20 protein-coding genes and 1 riboswitch are annotated in these 23,695 nt (G+C 68.1%); of the genes, 12 read left to right on the forward strand and 8 right to left on the reverse strand.

Annotated features, from left to right (window positions below; genetic code table 11):
- Nucleotides 1-49: 49 nt before the first annotated feature.
- The 7 genes from JWP60_RS21845 (at nt 50) to nikR (ending at nt 7,770) form a co-directional block, all read left to right on the forward strand.
- Complete coding sequence (locus JWP60_RS21845) at nt 50-1,558, forward strand: transposase family protein (RefSeq protein WP_299796012.1); 1,509 nt, start codon at nt 50-52, stop codon at nt 1,556-1,558.
- Nucleotides 1,559-2,163: 605 nt separating this feature from the next.
- Complete coding sequence (locus tag JWP60_RS21850; RefSeq protein ID WP_299796015.1) at nt 2,164-3,180, forward strand: ABC transporter substrate-binding protein; 1,017 nt, start codon at nt 2,164-2,166, stop codon at nt 3,178-3,180.
- 47 nt (nt 3,181-3,227) lie between these two features.
- Nucleotides 3,228-4,187 carry an ABC transporter permease gene (locus tag JWP60_RS21855; RefSeq protein ID WP_299796017.1) on the forward strand — a complete coding sequence of 320 codons (960 nt, stop codon included), beginning with the start codon at nt 3,228-3,230 and terminating at the stop codon, nt 4,185-4,187.
- Nucleotides 4,188-4,190: 3 nt separating this feature from the next.
- The gene (locus JWP60_RS21860; protein WP_299796066.1) at nt 4,191-5,108 is read left to right on the forward strand and encodes an ABC transporter ATP-binding protein; all 918 of its coding nucleotides are present in this window, start codon (nt 4,191-4,193) and stop codon (nt 5,106-5,108) included.
- A gap of 8 nt (nt 5,109-5,116) precedes the next feature.
- Complete coding sequence (locus JWP60_RS21865) at nt 5,117-5,896, forward strand: creatininase family protein (protein WP_299796020.1); 780 nt, start codon at nt 5,117-5,119, stop codon at nt 5,894-5,896.
- Between the two features lie 25 nt (nt 5,897-5,921).
- Nucleotides 5,922-7,283: a type III glutamate--ammonia ligase gene (gene glnT, locus JWP60_RS21870; RefSeq protein WP_299796023.1), complete on the forward strand. Its 1,362-nt coding sequence runs from the start codon at nt 5,922-5,924 to the stop codon at nt 7,281-7,283.
- 4 nt (nt 7,284-7,287) lie between these two features.
- Complete coding sequence (gene nikR, locus JWP60_RS21875) at nt 7,288-7,770, forward strand: nickel-responsive transcriptional regulator NikR (RefSeq protein ID WP_299796026.1); 483 nt, start codon at nt 7,288-7,290, stop codon at nt 7,768-7,770.
- A 241-nt stretch (nt 7,771-8,011) separates the two neighbouring features.
- On the opposite strand, the gene uca is transcribed toward nikR, so the two are convergent.
- From uca to JWP60_RS21895, 4 genes are all read right to left on the reverse strand, one after another.
- Nucleotides 8,012-11,617 (reverse strand): urea carboxylase, encoded by a 3,606-nt coding sequence (uca, locus tag JWP60_RS21880; RefSeq protein WP_299796069.1) that lies wholly within the window; start codon nt 11,615-11,617, stop codon nt 8,012-8,014.
- A 2-nt stretch (nt 11,618-11,619) separates the two neighbouring features.
- Nucleotides 11,620-12,264: an urea amidolyase associated protein UAAP2 gene (locus JWP60_RS21885; protein ID WP_299796029.1), complete on the reverse strand. Its 645-nt coding sequence runs from the start codon at nt 12,262-12,264 to the stop codon at nt 11,620-11,622.
- A 9-nt stretch (nt 12,265-12,273) separates the two neighbouring features.
- A complete protein-coding gene (locus JWP60_RS21890; protein ID WP_299796032.1) occupies nt 12,274-13,056 on the reverse strand; it encodes an urea amidolyase associated protein UAAP1 in 783 nt (260 codons plus the stop codon).
- 65 nt (nt 13,057-13,121) lie between these two features.
- Nucleotides 13,122-13,227, reverse strand: a riboswitch (guanidine-I (ykkC/yxkD leader).
- Between the two features lie 160 nt (nt 13,228-13,387).
- Nucleotides 13,388-14,167, reverse strand: coding sequence for a TorF family putative porin (locus JWP60_RS21895; protein WP_299796035.1), 780 nt, complete (start codon nt 14,165-14,167; stop codon nt 13,388-13,390).
- A gap of 98 nt (nt 14,168-14,265) precedes the next feature.
- Between JWP60_RS21895 and atzF the strand changes: the two genes are divergently transcribed.
- Both atzF and JWP60_RS21905 read left to right on the forward strand, forming a co-directional pair.
- Nucleotides 14,266-15,960, forward strand: a complete 1,695-nt coding sequence (gene atzF, locus JWP60_RS21900) for an allophanate hydrolase (RefSeq protein WP_299796038.1) — start codon at nt 14,266-14,268, stop codon at nt 15,958-15,960.
- Between the two features lie 61 nt (nt 15,961-16,021).
- Complete coding sequence (locus tag JWP60_RS21905) at nt 16,022-16,363, forward strand: copper-binding protein (protein WP_299796041.1); 342 nt, start codon at nt 16,022-16,024, stop codon at nt 16,361-16,363.
- 11 nt (nt 16,364-16,374) lie between these two features.
- Here the strand turns inward: JWP60_RS21905 and crcB are convergent, their stop codons facing one another.
- Nucleotides 16,375-16,773, reverse strand: a complete 399-nt coding sequence (gene crcB / locus JWP60_RS21910; RefSeq protein ID WP_299796044.1) for a fluoride efflux transporter CrcB — start codon at nt 16,771-16,773, stop codon at nt 16,375-16,377.
- A 152-nt stretch (nt 16,774-16,925) separates the two neighbouring features.
- On the opposite strand from crcB, the gene JWP60_RS21915 reads away from it, so the two are divergent.
- Nucleotides 16,926-18,950 (forward strand): MDR family MFS transporter, encoded by a 2,025-nt coding sequence (locus JWP60_RS21915; protein ID WP_299796047.1) that lies wholly within the window; start codon nt 16,926-16,928, stop codon nt 18,948-18,950.
- A 48-nt stretch (nt 18,951-18,998) separates the two neighbouring features.
- Nucleotides 18,999-19,268 (forward strand): DUF2164 domain-containing protein, encoded by a 270-nt coding sequence (locus JWP60_RS21920; protein ID WP_299796050.1) that lies wholly within the window; start codon nt 18,999-19,001, stop codon nt 19,266-19,268.
- A 6-nt stretch (nt 19,269-19,274) separates the two neighbouring features.
- Here the strand turns inward: JWP60_RS21920 and JWP60_RS21925 are convergent, their stop codons facing one another.
- Nucleotides 19,275-20,468, reverse strand: coding sequence for an MFS transporter (locus JWP60_RS21925; protein WP_299796053.1), 1,194 nt, complete (start codon nt 20,466-20,468; stop codon nt 19,275-19,277).
- A gap of 140 nt (nt 20,469-20,608) precedes the next feature.
- Between JWP60_RS21925 and JWP60_RS21930 the strand changes: the two genes are divergently transcribed.
- Nucleotides 20,609-21,361, forward strand: a complete 753-nt coding sequence (locus JWP60_RS21930) for a hypothetical protein (RefSeq protein ID WP_299796056.1) — start codon at nt 20,609-20,611, stop codon at nt 21,359-21,361.
- A 13-nt stretch (nt 21,362-21,374) separates the two neighbouring features.
- On the opposite strand, the gene JWP60_RS21935 is transcribed toward JWP60_RS21930, so the two are convergent.
- Both JWP60_RS21935 and JWP60_RS21940 read right to left on the reverse strand, forming a co-directional pair.
- The gene (locus JWP60_RS21935; protein WP_299796059.1) at nt 21,375-22,637 is read right to left on the reverse strand and encodes an MFS transporter; all 1,263 of its coding nucleotides are present in this window, start codon (nt 22,635-22,637) and stop codon (nt 21,375-21,377) included.
- Between the two features lie 36 nt (nt 22,638-22,673).
- Nucleotides 22,674-23,615 (reverse strand): cation diffusion facilitator family transporter, encoded by a 942-nt coding sequence (locus tag JWP60_RS21940; RefSeq protein WP_299796063.1) that lies wholly within the window; start codon nt 23,613-23,615, stop codon nt 22,674-22,676.
- Nucleotides 23,616-23,695 lie beyond the last annotated feature (80 nt).

Consider the following 23,695-nt stretch of genomic DNA (forward strand, 5'->3'; position numbering starts at 1 on the left):
CCGTCGGATTGTCCGGCGGGGGCGGCACAACGTGACGAGGCAAATCAGCATGACGACACGCAAGGAACTGGTCCAGGCGCTGCGGGAGCGGTATCGCAGCGCGGCGTTCGGTGACCGAATCAAGATCCTCGATGAATTCGTGGCCGTGACCGGCTACCACCGCAAGCACGCGATCCGAGTTCTGCGCGAGGACGTCGCCACAGCGAAGGCGGCGCACACCCGCAACCGCCTCTACGACGAGGCGGTTCGCCAGGCGCTGACCGTGCTGTGGGAAGCGGCCGATCGGGTTTGCGGCAAGCGCCTGAAGGCGCTGATCCCCATGCTGGTCGATGCCATGGAGCGGCACAGGCATCTCGATCTTGACCCGGTGATCCGGACCAAGGTCTTGCAGGTCAGCGCGGCTACGATCGATCGGGTACTGGCAGCTGCGCGTTTGCACATCGACGGCCAGCGCAAGCGCCGCAAGGGCGTGGGCACGGCGATCCGACGCAGCATCCCGGTGCGTACCTTCGCCGACTGGCGCGATCCGCCGCCGGGATTCTTCGAGATCGACATGGTCGAACACTGCGGCGGCGTGAAGGCCGGCGGTGATTTCGTCCACACCCTCACGATGACCGACATTGCCAGCGGCTGGACCGAATGCGTGGCAATGCGAGTGCGCGAGCAGATGCTGATTGTCGAAGCATTCGACAAGGTAGCGACCGTTCTGCCATTCGCCATGCTCGGAGTCGACTCGGACAACGACAGCGCCTTCATGAGCCAGAGCGTCTTCGACTATTGCAAGGGGCATGGCCTCGAGCAGACGCGATCGCGGGCCTACAAGAAGAATGACCAAGCCTGGGTCGAGCAGAAGAACGGCGCCATCGTGCGGCGGCTGGTCGGCTATGGGCGCCTGAGTGGGATCGATGCGACGAACGCCTTGGCGACGTTGTACGCGTCATCGCGCCTGTACATCAACTTCTTCCAGCCCTCGTTCAAACTGAAGTCCAAGACACGCGATGGCGCCCGCGTTCACAAGGTCTACTTCACGCCGGCGACGCCTTGCGATCGGCTTCTGGCACACAGTGGGATCGATCCGGCAATCAAAGAGAAGGTGAGGACGCAGTTCAATGGCCTCGATCCTGTGCGACTGCTGCAAGAGATCCGCCTTGCGCAGCAGACGCTGTGCGACTTGGCGACCCACGGCGTGCGAGGGGATGAACCACCGACGAAAACTCCTGGCGTCGATGTCTTCCTCAAGAGCCTGTCTTCGGCATGGAAGGACGGCGAGGCGCGCCCAACGCATCGCAAGCAGCCCGCCGCCAAGCATTGGTGGAAGACTCGGGTGGATCCGTTCGCTGATGCGTGGCCAGTCGTCGAAGGTTGGTTGATAGCCGAGCCCAGCGCGTCGGCCAAGGCGTTGATGGAGCGGTTGGCGGCGATGGTTCCGGACGTGTACGCCAGCAAAGCGCAACTGCGAACCTTGCAACGCCGAGTCAAGGCTTGGCGCGCCGAGCGTGCGCAAGAAATGATCCTCGGCCGGCTGCTCAAGCCGGTCGTCGTGGCGGCCGAAGTGTGAAACAGCAACGGAACAACTACGCGGCCGAGGGGGCCGGGCGCTACGGGCCCGGCAGGCTATGGACATGTGGACGATGCGCCTGCGGCGCACCGGCGGCGACCGTGGACAACGCGCCGCCGCGCGGCTGCGTTGCCCACCGCCGCCGCCTTCGCCCACATGCCCACAGCCTTCGACCACTGAAGGGGTAAACGAAGGAGCCGGAACGACAACGATCCGACGCGTAACATTCCTTCGTGAGGCAACACGCCGGCCAAGATAGTTGACGCCGACCACAGCCCTTTGCTTGTCATCTGGTGCGGCTGCTGCGGCCCCTTCAGGTGCGTCTCACACAGATCGGCACGGCTGCGCGCGATTGGCCTCACTGCCGCCACTGTCCGCCCTGCCCGTCTCGCCGCGCGCGAACGCGCAGCTCAGCTGCGCCCATCTCAGCTCGCCCTTGGTGCGCCCAGCACCGAAGCGGGGCGCACCACTCCCCGCTTTGCATCTCCGCCCCGCCCTTCCCGCGAAACACGCACTTCCCTGCCGTGAAATCCTTGGCATGCAACCTGCTAAACGAGGCCAGTAGTAATTTTTCGACGATCCGTAATACCGAAAAGGAACTTGCCATGGCATTCGACACGACCAGGCGCAGCGCGCTGCGCCTCTTTTCCCAACTCGCCATTTCGGTGGCGGCAGTCGGCGCCTCGCTGGGTGCGCAGGCGGCGGAGCCGCTGAAGATCGGGTACAGCGATTGGCCGGGTTGGGTGGCGTGGCAGGTGGCGATCGAGAAGAACTGGTTCAAGGAAGCGGGCGTCGACGTCAAGTTCGAATGGTTCGACTACTCGGCCTCCATGGACGCGTTCACCGCCGGCAAGACCGACGCGGTCCTGATGACCAACGGCGATGCGCTGGTCACCGGCGCCGGTGGCGGCAAGAGCGTGATGGTGATGATCACCGACTACTCCAACGGCAACGACATGATCATTGCCAAGCCCGGGATCAAGACCCTGGCCGACCTCAAGGGCAAGAAGGTTGCCGTGGAGACCGGCCTGGTGGAGCACCTGCTGCTGCGCGCCGGCATGAAGAAGCTGGGCATGCAGGCCGGCGACATCACCATCGTCAACGCCAAGACCAACGAGATGCCGCAGGTGCTGGCCAGCAAGGACATCGTCGCGGTCGGCGCCTGGCAGCCGGTAGCGAACGAGGCCATGAAGGGCTCGCCCGGCGCCAAGCCGATCTACACCTCCGCCGATGAACCCGGCCTGATCTACGACGTGCTGGCCGTGAATCCCGCCAGCCTGAACGCGCACCGCGCCGACTGGCTGAAGGTGGTGAAGCTGTGGGACCGGGTCGTCAGCTACATCAACGATCCGAAGACGCAAGGCGATGCAGTGCGGATCATGGCTGCGCGTTCCGGCGTCACGCCCGCGGAATATCTGCCGCTGCTGAAAGGCACGCGGCTGCTGACGCTGGAAGAGGGCGCCAAGGCCTACCAGAAGGGCAGCGACTACAAGTCGCTGTACGGATCGACCGAGATCGCGAATACCTTCAACTGGTACAACAAGGTGTACTCCTTCAGCCAGAAGGTCGACACCTACATCGATCCCTCGCTGACCGGCGCCGCGCTCAAGGCCGCGCACTGAACCAGGCGTAACGAGGTGGCGGCCGCGCGCCGCCGCCGGGAGCTTTCATGACCAAGATTGCCGATGCGCTGGCCGCGCTGCGCCGCCGGCCGGGGACACTGTTGTCGCTCGCATCCTTCGTGCTGCCCATCGTGCTGTGGTGCCTGGTGAGTTACGCGCCTTTCGTGTGGCACCCGAAGATGAAGGTGCAGGCGCCCGGCGGCGTCGACTACTTCCAGCCCGGCATGCTGGTCGACCGCGCGGATTTCCAGCGCGAGTTCGCGGACATGAAGGCCGAAGGCAAGCCGCTGCCCTCCGGCGTGCCGGCCAACCCGATCTACCTGCCGGCGCCGCACGAAGTGGCGAAGGCGCTCTACACCGCATTCACCACGCCGCCCGAGTCCAAGGACGCGCCCTGGCTGCACCAGAGTCTCTGGCACAGCATCCAGATCATCTTCTGGGGCTTCGTGATCTCCTCGATCGTCGGCGTGCCTCTCGGGATCTTCGCCGGCACCTTCGCGGCGCTCGGCAGACTGAGCGAGCCTTTCATCGAGTTCTTCCGCTACCTGCCCGCGCCCGCGTTCGGCGCGCTGGCGGTGGCGGTGCTCGGGATCTACGACGGTCCCAAGGTGGCGATCATCGTCATCGGCACTTTCTTCCAGCAGGTGCTGATCGTGGCCAACACCACGCGCAAGCTCGAAGCCACGCTGGTGGAAGCCGGTCGCACGCTAGGCGCCCGCGGCCTGAGGGTGATCACGAAAGTGGTGCTGCCCGGCATCCTGCCGGACCTGTACCGCGACCAGCGAATCCTGCTTGGCTGGGCCTGGACCTACCTGATCGTGGCCGAACTCATTGGCACCAGCAGCGGCATCACCTTCTTCATCACGCAGCAGGCGCGCTACCAGCATTTCGAGAACGTCTACGCCGCGATCGTGATCATCGGCGTGATCGGATTCGGCAGCGACCTCCTGCTCGAGCGCCTGGGACGCCGGCTGTTTCCCTGGGATCGCTCCGGCAGGAAGGACTGAATGATGTCCAGCATGAACACCCTTCCCGCGCTGTACAAGCAGCAGTCGCCCGAGGTGGCGGCGCGCTTCGAACGCATCTACCAGCGCGAAGTGATCCTCGAGGTCAAGGACCTGGGCAAGCGCTTTGCCGGCGCGCAGGGCGAGACCGAGGCGCTGCGCGGCATCGACTTCCAGGTGCACCGGCGCGAGTTCGTGTGCGTGATCGGGCCTTCGGGCTGCGGCAAGTCCACGCTGATCCGCATCCTGGCCGGGCTCGAGAAGGCCAGCGGCGGACAGGTACTGCTCGATGGCAAGCCCGTGCAGGGCCCGGGGCCGGACCGCGGCATGGTGTTCCAGGGCTATTCGCTGTTTCCCTGGCTGACGGTCAAGCGCAACGTGATGTTCGGCCCGCAGATCGGCGGCAGCTCGCACGCCATCGCCGAGAGTCATGCGCGCGAGTGGCTGGAACTGGTGGGCCTGACGAAATTCGCCGATGCCTATCCGCACCAGCTCTCCGGCGGGATGCGGCAGCGCGTCGCGATCGCGCGGGCGCTGGTCAACCAGCCCCGCATCCTGCTGATGGACGAGCCCTTCGGCGCGCTGGATGCGCAGACGCGCTCGAAGATGCAGACGCACCTGCTGGACATCTGGCGCAACATCGATCTCACGGTCCTGTTCATCACGCACGACCTCGACGAGGCGATCCACCTGGCCGACCGCATCCTGGTGCTCAAGCCGCATCCGGGCGAGGTGCAGGAAGTGATCGAGGTGCCGGTGCCGCGTCCGCGCTCGCCCGGGCAATCCGGCAGCGTCGAATTCCAGGCGACCAAGGCGCGGCTGGAGCAGTTGATCCACCCGCAGGCGGAGTCCTCCGAAGACGAGGCCGGCCTGGTGAACACGCCGATGATCCGGTTCACCAACGTGGCCGACAACATCGAGTGAGGCCGCGCATGCAATGGTCCGAACTTACCTGGGATGAGATCCCCGCCGTGCTGGCGAACTGCGGCCACGCCGCCCTGCTGCCCGTGGGGGCCACCGAGCAGCACGGGCCGCACCTGGGGTGCGGCGTCGATTCCGTGATCGCGCAGCAACTGTGCGCACGCGTGGCCGAAGCTACTGGCGTGCCCATGCTGCCGACGCTGCCCTATGGCTGCTCGCTCGGTCACAGCCACCGCTGGCCGGGCACCATCGCCGTCACCCCGGTGCTGCTGATCGAGTTCGTGCAGCAGATCGGGGAGTGGGCGTATCGCTCGGGCGTGCGGCGCCTTTTCATCGTCAACGGCCACGTCACCAATGCGGCGCCCCTGCGCTGCGCGCTCGAGATGCTGCGCGCGAAGTTCGACGACCTGATGGTGGCCGTGCTGAACACCGCGACCCTCACCGAGCGCGTGCGCGATTTCCACGCGGCCGACGCCGCCGACTGGCACGCGAACGACGCCGAGACCTCTCTGATGATGGCGATGGCGCCCGCGCTTCTGCGCGCCGACAAGGTCAAGGATGCGGACGACCCGGACCGTACCGGCGGCTGCGTCTTCGCCCATCCCGTCAACCGCACCAGCAGCAACGGCGTCACCGGCGCACCGAGCCAGGCCACCGCGGCCAAAGGCGCGCGCTTCCTGGACTGGATGGTCACCGACCTGACCGAACTGGTCCGGCGCGGCTGCCTCGAGCAGCCGCCGCTAGCCGCCTCGTATTTCAGCCGCGACCCCCGGGCCGCGCATCCCCACTGAACCAGCAACCAAAAGAGATGTACGCATGAACAAAGTCGAAGACCTCCGCCGCCTGCAGAAGGACCTGGAGGGCAAGGGAGTGAAGTACTGCATCGGCGCGTACGTGGACATCCACGGCGTCCCCAAGGCCAAGGTGGTGCCGATCGCGCACATGCTGCACATGGCCGAAGGCTCGGAGCGCTACACCGGCTATGCGGTCGACGGTCTCGGCCAGGCGCCCAACGACGACGAGCTCACCTCGGTGCCGGACTTCAGCCGCACCATCCAGCTGCCGTGGGAGCCGAAGATCGCGTGGATCCCTTCGGACAATCACTTCAAGGGCAAGCCCTACCCGCTGAACACGCGCGTGGCGCTGCAGAACCAGCTGAAGGACGCCGCCAGCCTCGGCTACGGCATGAACCTGGGCATCGAGTGCGAGGTCTTCCTGTTGAAGCAGGATCAAGGCGGCGCCCTGTCGGTGCCGGATGCCGAGGACAAGCTGGGCAAGTCCTGCTACGACGTGCGTGGCTTCACCAACAGCTTCGAGTGGCTGGACAAGATGGCGACGGCCATCAACGGCCTGGGCTGGGACCTGTACTCCTTCGACCACGAGGATGCCAACGGCCAGTTCGAGTTCGACTTCCAGTACGCCGACGCGGTGACCTCGTGCGACCGCCTCACCTTCTTCCGCTTCATGGCCAAGCACTACGCCCGCGAGATGGGCCTGCTGGCGACCATGATGCCCAAGCCCTTCGCCGACAAGACCGGCAACGGCGCGCACTTCAACATGTCGCTGTATGACCTGAAGGACGGGCGCAACCTGTTCGCCTGCGCGCCGCAGGAGGACCCGAACGGCATCGGCCTCACCCACCTCGGCTACCAGTTCGTCGCCGGCATCCTGAAGCAGGGACGCGCGCTGTGCGCGGTGTTCGCGCCTACGGTCAACAGCTACAAGCGGCTGGTGCGTCGTGGCGCCATGAGCTACTTTTCGTGGGCACCGGTCTTCAACTCGTGGGGCTCGAACAACCGCACCAACTCGGTCCGCATTCCCGCGGGCGGCGGCCGCTGCGAGTCGCGCAACGCCGACGGCGCGGTGAATCCTTACCTGGCAGCCACGCTGGTGCTGGCCGCCGGCCTGGACGGCATCCGCAACAAGCTCGACCCCGGCAAGCCGAACGAGGACAACCTCTACGCGATCAGCGACGAGGAGCGCCAGGCCCGCGGCATCGCCTTCCTGCCGCAGACGTTGCAGGAGGCCGTGGCCGCCTTTGCCGCCGACCCGCTGGTGGAGCAGGCGCTGGGCAAGGAACTGCGCGACGAGTTCATCCGCTACAAGACGGAAGAGTGGGAGGCTTACCACCTGTCCGTCAGCAAGTGGGAAATCGATCGCTACAGCTACATGTTCTGAGGCCATGAGCGCCCGCGACGAAGCAGCGGCCGATGCGCAGGGCGGCGTGAGCCGCGTCAGCGTCTCGCTGCCCGGCCCGCTGCTGGAAGACCTCGACCGGCTGGTCGTGCGGCGCGGCTACGGCAGCCGCTCGCAGGCGGTGGCGGACCTGGTGAACGCGCAGGTGATCGAATCCAAGCGCGAGCTGGGCGACGAGGTGATGGCCGGCACCATCACCTTGCATTACGACCGCTCCATTCCCGGCCTGCAGGCGAAGCTCGCGGACCTGCAGTACGAGCACATCGCCGAGGTGATCAGCTCGCTGCACGTGCACCTGACGCACAACCAGGTGCTGGAGGTGGTGATCGTGCAGGGCCGCGCGGGCCGCCTGCAGGAGATCGCCGACTCGATGATCACTCGCCGCGGCGTCATCGGTGGCCGGCTGCAACTGCATGCCGCGGTGATTCCGCCGATCCAGGTCCCGGTGAAGAAGCTGCGGCAAGCGTGAGATCCGGGGTCCAGAGAGGATGTCATCCCGGGTTTGACGCGGGATCCACGCGGCGCTTGATCGGGCGCCGCATGGATTGCGGGTCAAGCCCGCAATGACATCCTCTAGGGCCCGCAATGACATCACCCTGGGGCCCCGGATGACATCCCCTGGGGCCCGGGGTGACGTCCCCTGGGGCCGCCCGGGATGACATCCACTTGCCATGTCATTGCGGGCTTGACCCGCAATCCATCCGCACCCCCTAAGCCAGCACCACCAGCGGCTGCCCCGCATCGATCGCCTGGCCTTCCGCGCACAGCAGTCGCTCGATGCGCCCGGAGCTCGGCGCCAGCACGCTCACCTCCATCTTCATCGATTCCACCACCACGAGCGTCTGGCCCGCAGTCACCTGCTCGCCCACCGCCACCCGCACCGACCAGACGCCGCCCGCCACCTGCGACGAGACGACCTCGCCCTCGAAGGCTTGCGGCATCTCCTCGTCCGCCTCGGCGGTGTCCGCGGCCGACAAGCCGGTGTCGCCGATGCCGGCCGCGCGCCAGCGCTCGCGCTCGTCCTCGAAGGCCGCCTGCTGTTTCTGCTTGAATTCCACGATGGAGGCTGAGTTCTCCTGCAGGAAGCGGCGGTAGTCCGAGAGCCGGAAGCTCCCGTCCTCGATGCGCAGCGAGGCCCGTCCGGTCAGGAAGTCGGCGCGCAGCTGCAGCAGATCGTCGGCGCCGACCGGATAGAAGCGGATGCGATCGAAGAAGCGCAGCAGCCAGGGCTTGCCCGCCGTGAACTCGCGCGTGAGGTGCCAGCGGTTCCACATCTGCACCGTGAGGCCGACGAACTGATAGCCGCCCGGGCCTTCCATGCCATATACGCACAGATAGGCGCCACCGATCCCCACCGCGTTCTCCGGCGTCCACGTGCGCGCCGGGTTGTACTTGGTGGTGACCAGGCGGTGGCGCGGATCCAGCGGCGTGGCCACCGGCGCGCCGAGGTACACGTCGCCGAGTCCGAGCACCACGTATTCCGCGTTGAACACCGTGTCGTAGACCGCCTGGAGGTCGGGCAGGCCGTTGATGCGCCGGATGAACTCGATGTTGCTCGGGCACCAGGGCGCATCGGCGCGCACCGACTGCATGTACTTCTCGATCGCCAGCTTGGTGGCCGGATCGTCCCACGAGAGCGGCAGCGACACCGTGCGGCTTGGCACCTCGATGTCCTCCATCATCAGGCCCTCTTGCGCCTGCAACAGCAGGTCCATCAGCGCGGCGAGTGGCAAGCGCAGCGGGTCGTAGTGCACCTGCAGCGAGCGGATGCCGGGCGTGAGGTCGACGACCCCATCCAGGCGCCCCTCGTCGCGCCAGCCTTGCAGCTTCGTCATCAAGGCGTGGACCAGGAAGCGCAGTTCGAAATCGAGCTTGAGCTCGCCGAACTCGATCAGCACGTTGGCATCGCCAGCGCGCCGGTAAACGATCTCCACGCCGCCCTCGGCAGCGGGCGAGCGGTGCAGCAGCGCGCCTTCGGGCACCTGGAAGAGCGCGGCACTTCGGTCCGCCTGCACTGCGGGCAGTGCGAGCAGCGCGTTCTGCGCTTGCAGACTGCGCTCCGCCTCGGCCTGCGTCAGCGGCACGAAGCGCACGGTGTGGCCGGGGGCGAGCTGGCCCACCTTCCAGAGTTCGGCCTGCACCACGGTCGCGGGGCAGACGAAGCCGCCGAGGCTGGGGCCGTCCGGACCGAGGATGACCGGCATGTCGCCCGTGAAGTCGATGGCGCCGATCGCATACGCGTTGTCGTGGATGTTCGACGGGTGCAGGCCGGCTTCGCCGCCATCGGTGCGCGCCCAGGTCGGCTTCGGTCCGACCAGGCGCACGCCGGTGCGGCTGGAGTTGTAGTGCACCTGCCAGTCGGTGGCGAAGAAGGTGGCGATGTCCGCGTCGGTGAAGAAGTCGGGCGCGGCGTGCGGGCCCACCAGGACGCCGATCTTCCAGTGCTTGTCGAAAGCCGGCGTGGCCTGTTCGGCCGCGGCCGCTGCGATCGTGGGCAGGGCGCGCGGAGCGCCGACATGCAGCACGTCGCCGGCGCGCAGGACACGGCCGCCATGCCCGCCGAACTGGCCGAGCGTGAAAGTCGAGCCGCTGCCCAGGTAGTCGGGGACATCGAAGCCGCCCACCACCGCCAGGTAGGCGCGGCAGCCGCCATCGGTGAGACGGCCCACGCGCAGGTTCTGTCCCGCGGCGACTTCGAGCACCGTGTTCATCGCGACCGGCTTGCCTTCGAGCTGCAGGTCCATCGGTGCCCCGGTGACGACGACGCGCGTCGCACTGCGAAAGCGCAGCGTGGGGCCCGCCACCGTGATCTCCAGGGCCGCATCGCCCTCGGCATTGCCCAGCATGCGGTTGGCCAGCCGCAGGGCCTGCGCATCCATCGGCCCCGAGGGCGGCACGCCCACCTGCCAGTAGCCAAGGCGGCCCGGCCAGTCCTGCACGGTCGTCTGCACGCCGGGGGCCAGCACTTCGATCGAGCTGCTGGGTGCCGTGAAGCTGGCCAGACTGCGGGTGGTGTGGCGGCCCTCGGCAAAGGGCGCGAAGTCGGTCACCGCACGCAGGTAGTCGAGATTCGATTCGAGGCCGGCGATGCGGGTCTGCGCCAGCGCAACGCGCAGTTTTTCCAGGGCCTGCTCGCGGGTGTCGGCATGCACGATGAGCTTGGCCAGCATCGGGTCGTAGTACGCCGTGACTTCGGTGCCGGCCGCCACCCAGGTGTCGACCCGCAGGTCCTGCGGAAAAGTTGCCTGCGTCAGGAGCCCGGTCGAAGGCTGGAAGCCGCGGGCCGGATCCTCTGCATAGAGGCGCACCTGGATCGCATGGCCCGTGGCAGTCAGCGCGATGTCTGCCAGCGGCGGCATCTCGCCGGCTCCGAGCCGCACCATCCACTCCACCAGGTCGATGCCGGTGACCGCCTCGGTCACGCCATGCTCCACCTGCAGCCGCGCATTCACTTCCAGGAAGAAGAACTCCTGCGTCCTGGCGTCCACCACATATTCGACGGTGCCGGCGGAGCGGTAGGAAGCCGTGCGGGCGAGCCGTCGCGCCGTCTCCAGCAACGCCTGGCGCACGTCTTCGCGCAGGTGCGGCGCCGGTGTTTCTTCCACCACCTTCTGGTTGCGCCGCTGCAGCGAGCAGTCACGCTCGCCCACGGCCAGCACGCCGCCCTGGCCGTCGCCGAAGATCTGCACCTCGATGTGCCGGGCATCGGCGATGTAGCGTTCCAGGAAGACGCCCGCGTCCGAGAAGTTCGATTGCGCAAGCCGCCGCACCGATTCGAAAGCGGCGCGCAGTTCCTCGGCGGCGCTGCACATCTGCATGCCGATGCCGCCGCCGCCGGCGCTGCTTTTGAGCATCACCGGATAGCCGATGCGATCGGCCTCCACCAGCGCGGTCTCCAGGTCGGGCAGCAGGCCCGTGCCGGGCAGCAGCGGCACGCCGCTCTCGGTGGCCAGCGCCCGCGCCGTGTGCTTCAGGCCGAAGACGCGCATCTGTTGCGGCGTCGGGCCGAGAAAGACCAGGCCGGCGGCCTCGCAGGCCTGCACGAACTTCGGGTTCTCGGAGAGAAAGCCGTATCCCGGGTGGATGGCCTGCGCGCCGGTGGCCAGCGCCGCCTCGATGATGCGATCCATCGCCAGGTAGCTGCTGGCCACCGGCGCCGGCCCGATGCACACCGCTTCGTCGGCCACCTTCACGTGGGCCGAATCGGCATCGGCTTGCGAGTACACCGCGACCGTGCCCACGCCCATGCGCTTGAGGGTGCGGAAGATGCGGCAGGCGATCGCGCCGCGATTGGCCACCAGGACCTTGCGGAACATGGTCATGTGGCCTCCCACACGAGGCAGCGCACCGGCGTCGGGTTGTACGCGTTGCAGGGGTTGTTCAATTGCGGGCAGTTGGAGATCAGTACGGTGACGTCCATCTCCGCGCGCAGTTCGACGTACTTGCCGGGCGCGGAGATGCCGTCCTCGAAGGTCAGCCCGCCCTCGGGCGTGACCGGCACGTTCATGAAGAAGTTGATGTTGGAGGCGACGTGGCGCTTGCCCAGGCCGGTGTTGCCGGCACCGAGTGCGGCCATGTAGTTGTCGCGGCAACTGTGCATGGGCCGCTTTTCGAGCGCGTAGCGCACCGTGTTGCTCTCGCAGGAGCAGGCCCCGCCCAGCGTGTCGTGGCGGCCGCAGGTGTCGGCGACGATGGTCAGCATGGGCCGGCCTTCGCTCGACATGATGCGGGTGCCGACGCCGAGATACAGCGAGCCCTGCGCCTGGATGGTGTGCGTCAGGCTGTAGTGCTCCGCCGGGTCTTCGGCATGGAAGAACACGGTGTCGACCGCCTGGTTGCCTTCGAGGTCGACGATGCGCAGGACCTGGCCGCGCGCGAGGCGCCGCAGCCACGGCTCGCCCGCCGGGATGGTGTGATCGAGGATGGCCCGGGCCGGATCGAGGGTGCTCGTTTGCAGGTTCATGGCGGGTCCTCAGAGGAAAAAGCGGTCCGTGTTGATGAAGCCGCGCTCGTTTTCCGGGCAGCGCAGGCGGCAGGGATCGTCGGCGCCCGCCGTGCCCGAGCGCCACACGGTCATCTCCACGGGGCCAGGCGCGTACTGCGGCGACTGATCCAGGGGGTGCGGCGCTGCCGACAGCACGACCAGCACGTTCATCTCGCAGCGCAGGTCCACGTACTGCCCCGCGCTGCGGTGGCCGCTGTCGAGGCGCAGGAGCCCCTGGGCGTCGCTCACCGCCCTGCTGAAGAAGTTGACGTTGGCCACCATGTCGCGCCGGCCCAGGCCCCACTTCTGCAACTCGATCAGCAGGCCATCGGTGCCGGCGCGGTGCATCGCGTTGCGATGTTCCTGGTAGCGCGCGACGCCGTACTTGCTCTCCATGGTGGGCGCGTCGAGCGCGCCGCACAGCGGGTCGTGCCAGCCGCAGGTGTCCTCCGGGATCGAGCAGAGGATGCGACCCATGTCGGAGTAGAGGACGCAGCCGCGCGTGAGGAAGGCGGTGTGTTGCGCCTTCAGCGTGTCGGGCATGTTGTAGCGCTCGCTCTTCTCCTCCTGGTTGTAGAAGAGGGCGGAGACGTTGGCGCGGCCTTCCAGGTCCGTCAGGCGCAACGTGTTGCCGCGGCGAAGCAGGCCCGACCAGTGCGCGCCGCCGGGCAGGGTCTCCTGCCACAGGATGCGTTCCGGCGAAAAACGGGTGGAGGTGTCGGGCACCGCGGCGCGGGCCAGCGGAGTGAGGGTCGCGAAACTGGTGGACATGGTCATCGGCGGTCGGCGTTGTGTGGGAAGAGGCCACGAGAGACGACGGCGACGCATCACCATCAGTCTCCCGGGCTTTTGTCCCGCCGTGGAACCACATCGCTGTGGCCGACCGCTCTCGGACCAGGCGAAGCGGCGCGTGCCGCTTCCGGAACCCTAGCTGTCATCGACGCGTACCCAGGGCACGTCGCCTCTCATGCACTAACTAGCAACTCCGGTGCCAGTGGCGGCCCGCGCGTTGCGCGGCGACGCCTTGGCGCTGCGCCCACGCTTGGGGCGGTGGTGCGCCACAAGCGTGCGTGCGGCGCCGTGCCGGTGCATCGCGGCGGAATCAGAAGGTGTACTTCGCACCGACCATGAGCGTGTCGCGGCCGAGGTAGCGCCCGTTCAGGTCCGTGTAGAAGCTGCGCTTGGCGTTGGTGCCGATCGCCGCGGCCGTGAGCACCAGCCCATTGCCCATGTCCTTGGCCAGCGTGAGCGAGTAGTCGGTGTAGTTGGCGGGCAGCGACTGGTTGGGAATCAGCTGGTGGCCCACGTGCGGCGTCAGCGTGAAGCCGTGGGTCAGGTCGAAGCCGGCGCTCAGGTCGAAGTACTGGCTGCCATGGCTGTTCAGGTTGCCCAGGAAGTTGCCGAGGCTGCGGTTGTACTTGAGGGTGAACATCTTGTACGTGAGCGCACCGTACGCCTCGGTGGTCGAGGCGTTCGAGAACGCGCCAGCGCCCGGTGTGCCCGCATCGCCGGAGTTGTTGCCCGGGTACTGATAGGTGATCAGGCCGAGGTCGTACGAGAGGTCGGGCGAGATCTGGCCCTTGTAGCCGCCGTACAGGTCGACTTCCACGGAGCCCTTGGTGGCCCCGTTGAAGTCCTTCACCCAGCGCACGTTGGAGGCGAAGGTGCCGGCATAGAAGCCGCTCTTGTGCACGAAGTCCGCGCCCACCTGCAGGGCGGGCTTGAACGAGGTCTGGGCGATGCCGCGCACGCGGTAGTCCGAGACCACACCGGCATTGAAGGTGATCTGGTACTCCGGCTCGGGCGAGGTGGCCTGGGCGAAGGTGACGCCGCAAGCGAGCAGCGCGCAAGAGGCGAGGAGATAGCGATGGTAGGTTTGCATGGCAGTTTCTTTGCGGTGATGAAAGCAAGCTGCTGAAGCAGTTGGCATGCCAACTCAGCTGGACCCTGCGTGGCACACCGATTGCAAAGCAGCCTCCCATGAACCAAGACATCCCGATTCCCGCTCCGGACGCCGACGGCACGCCCGAGGCCGCGTGGATCACGCGCCTGGTGCGGCCGATTGCAGGCACCGGCAGCGGCCCGCTTGCCGCCCTGGCGTTCGCGGCCAAGGACAACATCGATGTCGCCGGCGTGCCGACCACCGCGGGCTGCCCGGCCTTTGCCTATACGGCCACGCGGCATGCCACCGTGATCGACAAGCTGCTGGCCGCGGGCGCACAGCTCGCGGGCAAGACCAACCTCGACCAGTTCGCCTGCGGCCTCAATGGCACCCGCTCGCCCTACGGCGCGGTGCCCAATGCCTTCGATGCGCGCTATGTGAGCGGTGGCTCCAGCTCCGGGTCGGCCTACGTCGTGGCGACCGGGCAGGTGGATTTCTCGCTGGGCACCGACACCGCGGGCTCCGGCCGCGTGCCGGCCGGGCTGAACAACATCGTCGGCCTCAAGCCCTCGCGGGGCCTGGTCAGCGCGCGCGGGGTGGTGCCGGCAGCGCAGAGCGCTGATTGCGTGTCGATCTTCGCGCGCACCGTGGGACTCGCGGCGCAGGTGCTGGCGCAGACTGCCGGGTACGACGCGGAGGATCCCTACGGGCGTCCCCTCGCGCTGGCCAGCCGCCCCTTCCCGCCGGCCTTCAGCTTCGGAATTCCGGCGCAGCCCGAATTCTTCGGCGACGAACTGGCGCGTGCCGGCTTCGAGCAGGCGATCCGGCGTCTGACCGACCTGGGCGGCACCGCGGTGAACTTCGACTACGCACCGTTCGCTCGCGCCGCGGATCTTCTCTATGGCAGCGCGCTGGTCGCCGAGCGGCATGCGGCGGTGCGCGCCTTCTTCGAAACGCACGAAGACGAGGTGATCGAGCCGGTGCGCGGCATCATCGCCAGCGGCCGCAGCTACAGCGCGTCCGACCTGGTCGAGGCGCAGGCGAAACTGCGGGCGCTGGGCCAGCTCGCGCGCCCCGTGTGGGAAGGCATCGACTTGATGCTGGTGCCCACCGCGCCCACGCACTACACGATCGCGCAGATGCGCCAGGACCCGATTGCCTTGAACCGCAACCTGGGCGCCTATACGAACTTCGTCAACCTGCTCGATTACGCGGCGCTCTCGGTTCCGAGCAGCCTGCGCCCGGACGGCCTGCCCTTCGGCGTGACCCTGATCGGCCCCTGCGGCAGCGACTGGCAACTGGCCGAACTGGGCCAGCGCTATCACCATGCCACGGGCCTCACCCAAGGCGCGACCGGCCGGGCGCTGCCGGCGCCCGTCGCCATCCCGGGCATCGCCTCGGCCGGCGTAGTACAGGTAGCCGTGGTGGGCGCGCACCTTTCCGGCATGCCACTGAACGGGCAGCTCACCGAGCGCGGTGCGCGCCTGTTGCGGGTGACGCAGACGGCGCCCGACTACCGCCTGTTCGCGCTGCCTGGCACCACGCCGCCCAAGCCCGGGCTGCTGCGGGTGGCGCCCGGCAGCGGCGCGCCGATCCTGGTCGAAGTGTGGGAAATGCCGGTGCAGGAGTACGGCTCCTTCGTCGCATTGATTCCGCCGCCGCTGGGCATCGCGACGCTTTCCCTGGCGGACGGCCAGGCGGTGCAGGGTTTCGTCTGCGAGCCGCTGGCGACTGCGGGCGCGCAGGACATCACCGGCCACGGCGGCTGGCGCGCCTACGTCCAGAGGGGGTGACTGCTCGACATCCCGCTTCCGCTGCGGTGCGAGCCGTGCTTAGAATCTGTCGAGCACAGCCATGAAACAACGCACCTTCCTCCCCCTCTTAGCCCTCGCCCTTGGCGCGGCCTGTTTCTCCCCCGCCTTCGCGCAGCAGGCCACGGCGACCGCCGCCGTCAGCGCCAAGCCGGCAGCGGTCTTCGCCGATGGCGAAGTGCGCAAGGTGGACAAGGAGGGCAGGAAGCTCACCATCCGCCATGGCGAGATCAAGAACCTGGACATGCCGCCCATGACGATGGTGTTCGGCGTCTCCAATCCCGCCCTGGTCGACCAGGTGAAGGCGGGCGACAAGATCCGCTTCAAGGCCATCGACCAGGGCGGCGGCAACCTCGTCGTCACCGAGATCCAGCCGCCGCACTGAGCCTCAGCGCTTCACGCTCCCGCCAGCGCACTCGAACGCGCGAGGTTCACGGCGCCGATGCCGAGCAGCGTCATGGCGACGCTGCCGCTCACGTGGATGGCGATGATCCCAGCCGCCCATCCCAGCCGGCCCGCGGCCAGGTGCGACACCACTTCGGCCGAGAAGGTGGAGAACGTGGTCAGTCCGCCGAGAAAGCCGGTGATGATCAGCAGCCGCCACTGCGGCGGCAGGTCGGGCCGGCCCGCGAAGAACGCGACGGCCACCCCGATCAGGAAACCGCCGACCAGGTTCGCCGCCAGCGTGCCGAGCGGCAGCGACGGGAACAGGGCGTTCAATTGCAGTGCCAGCAGCCAGCGCAGCAGGGCGCCCAGGGCGGCGCCGATGCCGATCGCGGCGATCGAGAGAAGCATTCTGTGTGTCCTTGCGGTGCCTGGCCGGACGGGCACGCGTGGGCCTGCGTGTCCGCGCCGGACGCGACGGGCAATCATATGGGCTGCTTTCTCGCGCCGATTTCCCGAAGCCGTCCTACTCCGCGCTCTCACGGCTTAGCTAAGGTGGGGCCGTGAACGCGCGAGACCCGAAGCCAGCCCTGCAGGACCCCCTTGCCGCCCCGGTCGCCGACCCTCAGGAGGGTCGCGTCCCGCTTACGCCGCGCAGCGTCCTGGTGGCCATCAGCGGCCTCTTGATCTCGCTGCTGCTGGCCTCGCTGGACCAGACCATCGTGGGCACGGCGCTGCCCGTGATCGTCGGCGAACTCGGTGGCCTCGAGCGGCTGTCGTGGGTGGTCACCGCCTACCTGCTGGCACAGACCGTGGCCACGCCGGTCTACGGCAAGCTCGGCGACCTGTATGGCCGCAAGCGCATGCTGCAGGTGGCCGTGGTGATCTTCCTGGTGGGCTCGGCGCTGTGCGGGCTGAGCCGCAACATGACGCAGCTGGTCGCCTTCCGCGCGCTGCAGGGCCTGGGGGGCGGCGGCCTGATGGTGACCGCGATGGCCGTCATCGCCGACATCCTGCCGCCCCGCGAACGCGGCCGCTACCAGGGCCTGTTCGGCGCGGTGTTCGGCCTCTCCAGTGCGGCCGGGCCGGTGATCGGCGGCTACTTCGCCACGCATCTGTCCTGGCGCTGGATCTTCTACATCAACCTGCCGCTGGGCGCGGTGGCCCTGGCGCTGATTGCCGCGACGCTGCCGGCGGCCTCGCGCCGCTCGAAGCCGCGCATCGACTACGCCGGTGCGCTGCTGCTGGCCGTGGGGCTCGCCGCGATCGTGCTGGTCACCGACGTGGGCGGCAGCGCCGGCGCGTGGAACTCGCCGTGGCTGATCGCATTGGCGGTTGCGGGCGCATTGGCGCTGCTGGCCTTTCCGTTGGTGGAGCAGCGTGCGCCCGAGCCCATCCTGCCGCTGCGCTTGTTCCGGCAGCGCGCGTTCCTGGTCGCCGCGGGCGTCGGCCTGGTGGTCGGCTTCGCGATGTTCGGCTCGGTCACCTACATCCCCATCTTCCTGCAGGTGGCGCGCGGCGAGACGCCGACGGCGGCCGGCCTGCAGATGCTGCCGTTGATGGCGGGCATGCTGCTGTCGTCCATTGCCTCGGGGCAGATCATCAGCCGCACCGGTCGTTATCGCCCGTTTCCGATCGCCGGAACTGCGCTGATGACGGTGGCCCTGTTCGCACTGTCGACGGTGCGCGCGGAAAGCAGCCTGGTCTTCATCCTGGCGATGGCCTTGCTGCTTGGCATGGGCATCGGCCTGGTGATGCAGGTGCTGGTGATCGCGGTGCAGAACGCGGTCGACTACCGCGACCTGGGAGTGGCCACCGCGGGCAGTACCCTGTTCCGCTCGATCGGCGGTGCGGTGGGCACGGCCGCCTTGGGTGCGGTGTTCGTCGCCGCGGTCGCGCATGGCTTGCCTGGCGATGCGCATATTCCCAATCTTCAGGCGGTGGCGCAAATGCCCGCTGAGGCGCGGGCCGCCTATGCCGGCGTGTTCGCGCAGGCGATGGCCACCGTGTTCCGCGTGGCGGCAATCGTCTCGCTGGCGGGCTTCGGCCTGAGCTGGCTGCTGCCGCAAAGCCGCTTGCGCGACACGCTGGCGGCATCGAGTGCCGATGTGGGCGAAGAAGTGAGCCAGGCCATGGCGATGCCGCGCGCACCGACACCCGACGACGAGTTGATCCGGGGCCTGGCCGCCGTGATGGACCAGGACCTGCGCCGCCAGCACATCGGCCTGGTGGTGCAGCGTGCCGGCGTGTCGCTGGCGCCCGCCTCGGCCTGGTTGCTGCTGCGCCTGAACGAGGCGCCGCATGCGCAGTTGCCGCAACTCGTGCCGCTGTCGCCCTTCTCCACGGGCGAGCTCGAAGGCGCGGCGGCGGACCTGGCCAGGCGGGGGCTGGTGCTGCGCGAGACCTCCGGCACGTGGGAACTGACGGAGGCGGGCTGCGCCAGCGTCAAGCGCATCGTGCAGGCGCGGCAGGCCCACCTCGAGGAGCTGTTCGCCCAATGGTCGGGCGAGCAGCAGGCGGACCTCGCCGAGCTGCTGAAGCGGCTGGCGCCGCAGCTGGTGCCCGTCGCGCGCGAAGTCACCGACTGAGGCGCGGCGCACGTCGCTCGGCCGGCGACCCGGATGCAGAATCCCCGCATGATCGAGATCCCGAAAGACGCGCGCCAGCGGGCCATCGCTTCCATCGAGCGCTACTTCCGCGAGCACATGGACGAGCCGATCGGCAATGTGGCGGCCGGCGGGCTGCTGGGTTTCTTCCTCGAGGAGATCGGTCCGCTGGTCTACAACCAGGCCATCAGCGACGCGCAGGAGCGCCTGCGCTCGCGCGTCGACGAACTCGACATCGAGCTGCACGAAGAGGTATTTGGCTTCTGGCCGAAGTTCGACAAGGCCAGGAAGCGCGGTTGATAGTCGCTACGCGGCGCGCAGCAGCGGCCGCAATGCAAACAGGCCCAGCAGCGGACCGATCGCCAGGAAGGGCAGCACCGAGCCCAGCGGCCAGACCGTGCTGGCGCGCACGAACAGCTCGATGCTCACCACCGAAATCGCGAAGCCGATGCAGTTGGTGCAGGTGAGCACGCTGCCGACGATGGCCGCGGGCGCGTTGCGGGCCGTCAGCGTCGAGAACTGCGGCGAGTCGCCGACCACCGTGGTGCCCCACACCAGCAGCCACGCGAGGAACCAGAACGTGGGCGCGTGCAGCAGCAGGGGCGCCAGCAGGCAGCAGGCGCCGCTGGCCGCAAGCTGCCATTGCGCGATGCGGGCGCTGCCGAAGCGCCCGGCCAGCAGCCCGCCCGCCACGCAGCCCGCCACGCCGGCGGCGATGCTCCAGAAGGCGACGGTGCTCAGGTCCGCGCCGCTCCAGTGCGTGGCCACGATCAGCGGCACGAGCGCATAGAAGGCATACAGCTCCCACATGTGGCCGAAGTAGCCGAAGACCGAAGCGCGCAGCTTGCGCTCGGACCAGATCGCCGCCAGCGCGCGCGGAGTGACGCGCTGGCCGGCCGGGCCACGTTGTTCCGGCACCAGCCAGGCAGTCGCCAAGCCACCCAGCGCGGCGAGGGCGGACACGGCCAGCACGACCTGCTGCCAGGGCATCAGCGTGCCGGCCGCAGCCCCGGCTGCCATCGTGCCGCCCGCCATCGCCCGCAAGCCGTGGGGCAGCGCCGTTCCCAGCACCAGCGCGCCGACCAGCACACCCAGCGCGGCCCCCAGCCCTTCTCGGTACCAGCTGGCCGCGATCTTCATGCCCACCGGATAGATGCCCGCGAGCAGGAAGCCCACGACGAGGCGCAAGGCCACGAGCAGGTGGAATTGCCCGTGCAGGAAGATCGTCGCTGCATTGCACAGCGCACCGAGCAGGGCACAGATGCAGAACACGCGGGTGGGCGGAAAGCGATCGGCCAGCATCAGCAGGGCAAACACCAGCGTGCCGGCCACGAAGCCGAGCTGCACGGCGCTGGTCACGGTCGCCAGCGCCGCGGCTGGCAAGGCCCAGGACTGCTGCAGGTCGGGCAGCACCGCGTTGACGGCAAACCAGAGCGAGGTGCCGGCGAACTGCGAGAGCACGATCACCGGCAGAACGCGGCGGGGCGCAGTGGATGCCATGGCGCGAGTGTGCGGATGCACCGTCGGCGCGGCAAGCGGGCCCTGTCATCGCCATTCCGTTGCAGCCGGCCCACGGTCCCCTTCGCGTGCACAAGGGGTCCCCCCATAATCGGATTGCTTACAACGACCGAGGGAATTCCGTGCAGCTTAAGAGGATTGCGGCCGCAACGACGGCATTGGGCTTGGCAGCGATGCTGTCGGCCTGCGGGGGGGGCGGCGGCGACGAGTTGACGGCGCAGAGCGCGGCCGGCCTGTGGCACGGCACGGCCGACACGCAGCGTGAAGTCAGCGCGGTGACACTGAGCGACGGCCGCTATTTCGCGGTGTATTCCGGTGCCGGCGCCGGTGCCACCATCGGCGGCGGCGTGCAGGGCACGGCCACGGTCTCGGGCGACACGCTCAACTCGAGCGACCTGCTGTCCTTCAGCGTCGAGGGCGCGGGCCCCACCAACGGCACCTTCACGGCGCAGGTCGTTCCCCGCTTCCTGCTCGCCGGCACGGCCACGGTGCCCAACCAGGCGCCGGTGAGCTTCCACGCCAACTACGAAAGCGATTTCGAGCAGACGCCCACCCTGGCGCGCGTGGCCGGCAGCTACACCGGCGAGGCCGGCTTCGCGCTGGGCATCCGGCCGGCGACCTTCAACATCGACGCCAACGGCGGGGTGACGAGCAGCATCAACGGATGTGCCATCACCGGCAACGTGACGCCGCGCACGGACGGCGATGTGTTCGACCTCTCGGTGGTGTTCAGCGGCCCCCCTTGTGCGCTGCCGAACCTGACCTTCACGGGCGTGGTGTTCCTGCGCAATGGCGGCAAGCAGCTCTACTCGGTGTCGCGCAACACCCCGGCGCGCCAGACCATCGTGTTCACGGGCCTGAAGCAGGCCAGCTGAAGCGTCACCGGCGTCAGTGGCTGGGAACGGCCGCTGGCGCCATCAGCGTGAAGCCCCTGCGCGGCAACTGCAGCGCGACGACCGCTGCCGCGATCAGCAGCAGCCCCGAAGAGCCGAACGCCACCCAGTGCGTTCCGAAGTGCTCGTAGCCCCAGCCTCCCAGCCAGGAACTGAGGGTGCCGCCGATCTGGTGTCCCAGGTAGGCCATGCCATAGAGCAGGCCGACCAGCCGCACGCCGTACACGTCGGCCAGGATCGCCGAGGACAGCGCGATGCTCCCGGCCCAGACCAGGCCACCGATGGCGGCCGTGGTGTAGAGCTCCCAATGCGCGCCCACCAGTACCAGCGCGAAGAATCCCAGTCCGCGCACGAAGTAGATGGCGGCCAGGATGTTGCGTCGCGGCAGCCGGTCCGCAAAGCGACCCAACACCAGCGTCCCGACAATCGCCACGACTCCGATCAGGCCGATCCCCGAGGCGCTGGTGAAGGCATCGAAGCCGTGGTCCATCAGCATGGGCATGCCGTGGGTGCCCAGCAGGTTCATGCTGAAGCCGCAGGCGAACAGGCCGAAGAAGATCTTCCAGAAAGGCGCCGTGCGCATCGCATCGCGCAGCCGCAGGCTTTGCGGCGCAACCTGCGCGCTGGCGCGATGGGCCGCGTATTCCTCGGGCGCGAGGTCCGTGTGCTCCGGCGCCTGGTCGCTGATCACCAGGAGCGCCGTGGGCAGCGTGAAGGCGGTGAAGATGGCCGCGAACCCGAGCAGCGTGGCGCGCCAGCCGGCACTCTGGATCGCATAGGTCAGCACCGGGGTCATGATCGCCATGCCGGCCATCGATCCGGTCGACAGATAGAACAGGGCCATGCCGCGCCGCCGCGTGAACCACTGGCTGATCACGGGCGTGAGCGCCACCGGGCTGGTGAAGGCCAGGCCCACCGACAGCATCAGCCCGAACGACAGCAGGAAAGACAGCGGCCCGCTCGCATTGACCGCCCACAGCACGGCGCCGAGCACCAGCACCATGCCGGTGAGCAGCACGAGCCGCGTGCCATGCCGCGCGATCAGGTGCCCAGCCAGCGGCATGGCCAGCCCATAAGCCAGCATGCCGACGGCGACGATGCTGGCCAGCAGGCTGCGGCTGAAGCCGAGGTCATGTGAAATGGGCAGGAAGAAAGGGCCGAAGCTCAGGCGCATGCCGCTGGACAACAGCGTCATGAAGGCCGCGACGGCGACGATGTTCCAGCCGAAATACCAGCCGCCCGTTGTGCGCGCAGTCAATGTTGTCTCCCCACGTGGTGACTCCATTGTGCTGTGTCAGCCGTGCGGCCCCAGCGCCGGGTTTCGCGCCGGGTGCTGCCCGGGCGGCCCGATCTCGATGTAGACGCGGCGGATCGGCGGAAACAGGGCGCGGATCTCCGACTCGATGCGCTGCACCGCGTGCGCGACTTCGCCGCTGGGCAGCAGCGGATCGACCTGGACCGACAGCGTGACCAGGGCTTCGTCGGGACCGATGTACATCGAGAGGATGGGACCGACCTCGGTGACGGCGGACTCCGCTTGTGCGAGCGCGCGGATGCGGGTCGCCGTGGTGGCTGAAATGCCTTCGCCCACCAGCAGTCCGCGCGACTGGTGGATCAGCACGACGGCAACGCCTGCGAGCAAGGCGCCGATCACGATCGAAGCGATGCCATCGATGGCCGGCTCCTTGAAGAAGTGGCTGAGGAACACGCCGATGCCAGCGATCAACAGCCCGGCCAGCGCCGCCGAGTCCTCGGCCAGCACGCTCAGGAGCGAGGGATCCTTGCTGGCCTGCAAGGCGGCCAGGATCGGCTTGCCCTTGCGGTCGGCCGTGAACTGCCGCCAGCCGATCGCGAAGCTGGCGCCCTCGAACAGTGCGGCACACGCCAGCACCGCGTAGTTCCAGGTCGCGTCCTCCAGCGGCGCCGGGTGGCGCACGTGCAGGATGCCCTCGTAGATCGAGATGCCGCCACCCGCACCGAAGATCAGCACGCCGACCATCAGGGTCCAGAAATAGAGCTCCTTGCCGTGCCCGTAGGGATGCTCGCGCGTGGGCGGACGCTTGCTGCGGACCATGCCCACCAATAGCAGGCAGCCGTTGCCCGTGTCGACCAGCGAGTGGATGCCTTCGGACAGCATCGAGGAACTGCCGGTCACGCCGGCGGCGATGAACTTGGTCACCGCGATCGCCACGTTGGCGGCCATCGCGCCATACACCGCCATCTTGGATTCGGCCATCGGCTTGTCTTTTTTCCTTGTTGCGATGGGCAGTATGCAAAGGAACGGGACGCGCCGGCGTCGGCCATTGCCTGCTCTAA

Origin of the sequence: Ramlibacter sp., assembly GCF_028291745.1 — a bacterium.
GTDB lineage: Bacteria > Pseudomonadota > Gammaproteobacteria > Burkholderiales > Burkholderiaceae_C > Ramlibacter.

Coding starts and splice junctions, on each gene's coding strand:
- JWP60_RS21845 (WP_299796012.1), top strand. CDS start 50: ATGACGACACGCAAGGAACTGGTCCAGGCGCTGCGGGAGCGGTATCGC.
- JWP60_RS21850 (WP_299796015.1), top strand. CDS start 2,164: ATGGCATTCGACACGACCAGGCGCAGCGCGCTGCGCCTCTTTTCCCAA.
- JWP60_RS21855 (WP_299796017.1), top strand. CDS start 3,228: ATGACCAAGATTGCCGATGCGCTGGCCGCGCTGCGCCGCCGGCCGGGG.
- JWP60_RS21860 (WP_299796066.1), top strand. CDS start 4,191: ATGTCCAGCATGAACACCCTTCCCGCGCTGTACAAGCAGCAGTCGCCC.
- JWP60_RS21865 (WP_299796020.1), top strand. CDS start 5,117: ATGCAATGGTCCGAACTTACCTGGGATGAGATCCCCGCCGTGCTGGCG.
- glnT (WP_299796023.1), top strand. CDS start 5,922: ATGAACAAAGTCGAAGACCTCCGCCGCCTGCAGAAGGACCTGGAGGGC.
- nikR (WP_299796026.1), top strand. CDS start 7,288: ATGAGCGCCCGCGACGAAGCAGCGGCCGATGCGCAGGGCGGCGTGAGC.
- uca (WP_299796069.1), bottom strand. CDS start 11,617: ATGTTCCGCAAGGTCCTGGTGGCCAATCGCGGCGCGATCGCCTGCCGC.
- JWP60_RS21885 (WP_299796029.1), bottom strand. CDS start 12,264: ATGAACCTGCAAACGAGCACCCTCGATCCGGCCCGGGCCATCCTCGAT.
- JWP60_RS21890 (WP_299796032.1), bottom strand. CDS start 13,056: ATGTCCACCAGTTTCGCGACCCTCACTCCGCTGGCCCGCGCCGCGGTG.
- JWP60_RS21895 (WP_299796035.1), bottom strand. CDS start 14,167: ATGCAAACCTACCATCGCTATCTCCTCGCCTCTTGCGCGCTGCTCGCT.
- atzF (WP_299796038.1), top strand. CDS start 14,266: ATGAACCAAGACATCCCGATTCCCGCTCCGGACGCCGACGGCACGCCC.
- JWP60_RS21905 (WP_299796041.1), top strand. CDS start 16,022: ATGAAACAACGCACCTTCCTCCCCCTCTTAGCCCTCGCCCTTGGCGCG.
- crcB (WP_299796044.1), bottom strand. CDS start 16,773: ATGCTTCTCTCGATCGCCGCGATCGGCATCGGCGCCGCCCTGGGCGCC.
- JWP60_RS21920 (WP_299796050.1), top strand. CDS start 18,999: ATGATCGAGATCCCGAAAGACGCGCGCCAGCGGGCCATCGCTTCCATC.
- JWP60_RS21925 (WP_299796053.1), bottom strand. CDS start 20,468: ATGGCATCCACTGCGCCCCGCCGCGTTCTGCCGGTGATCGTGCTCTCG.
- JWP60_RS21940 (WP_299796063.1), bottom strand. CDS start 23,615: ATGGCCGAATCCAAGATGGCGGTGTATGGCGCGATGGCCGCCAACGTG.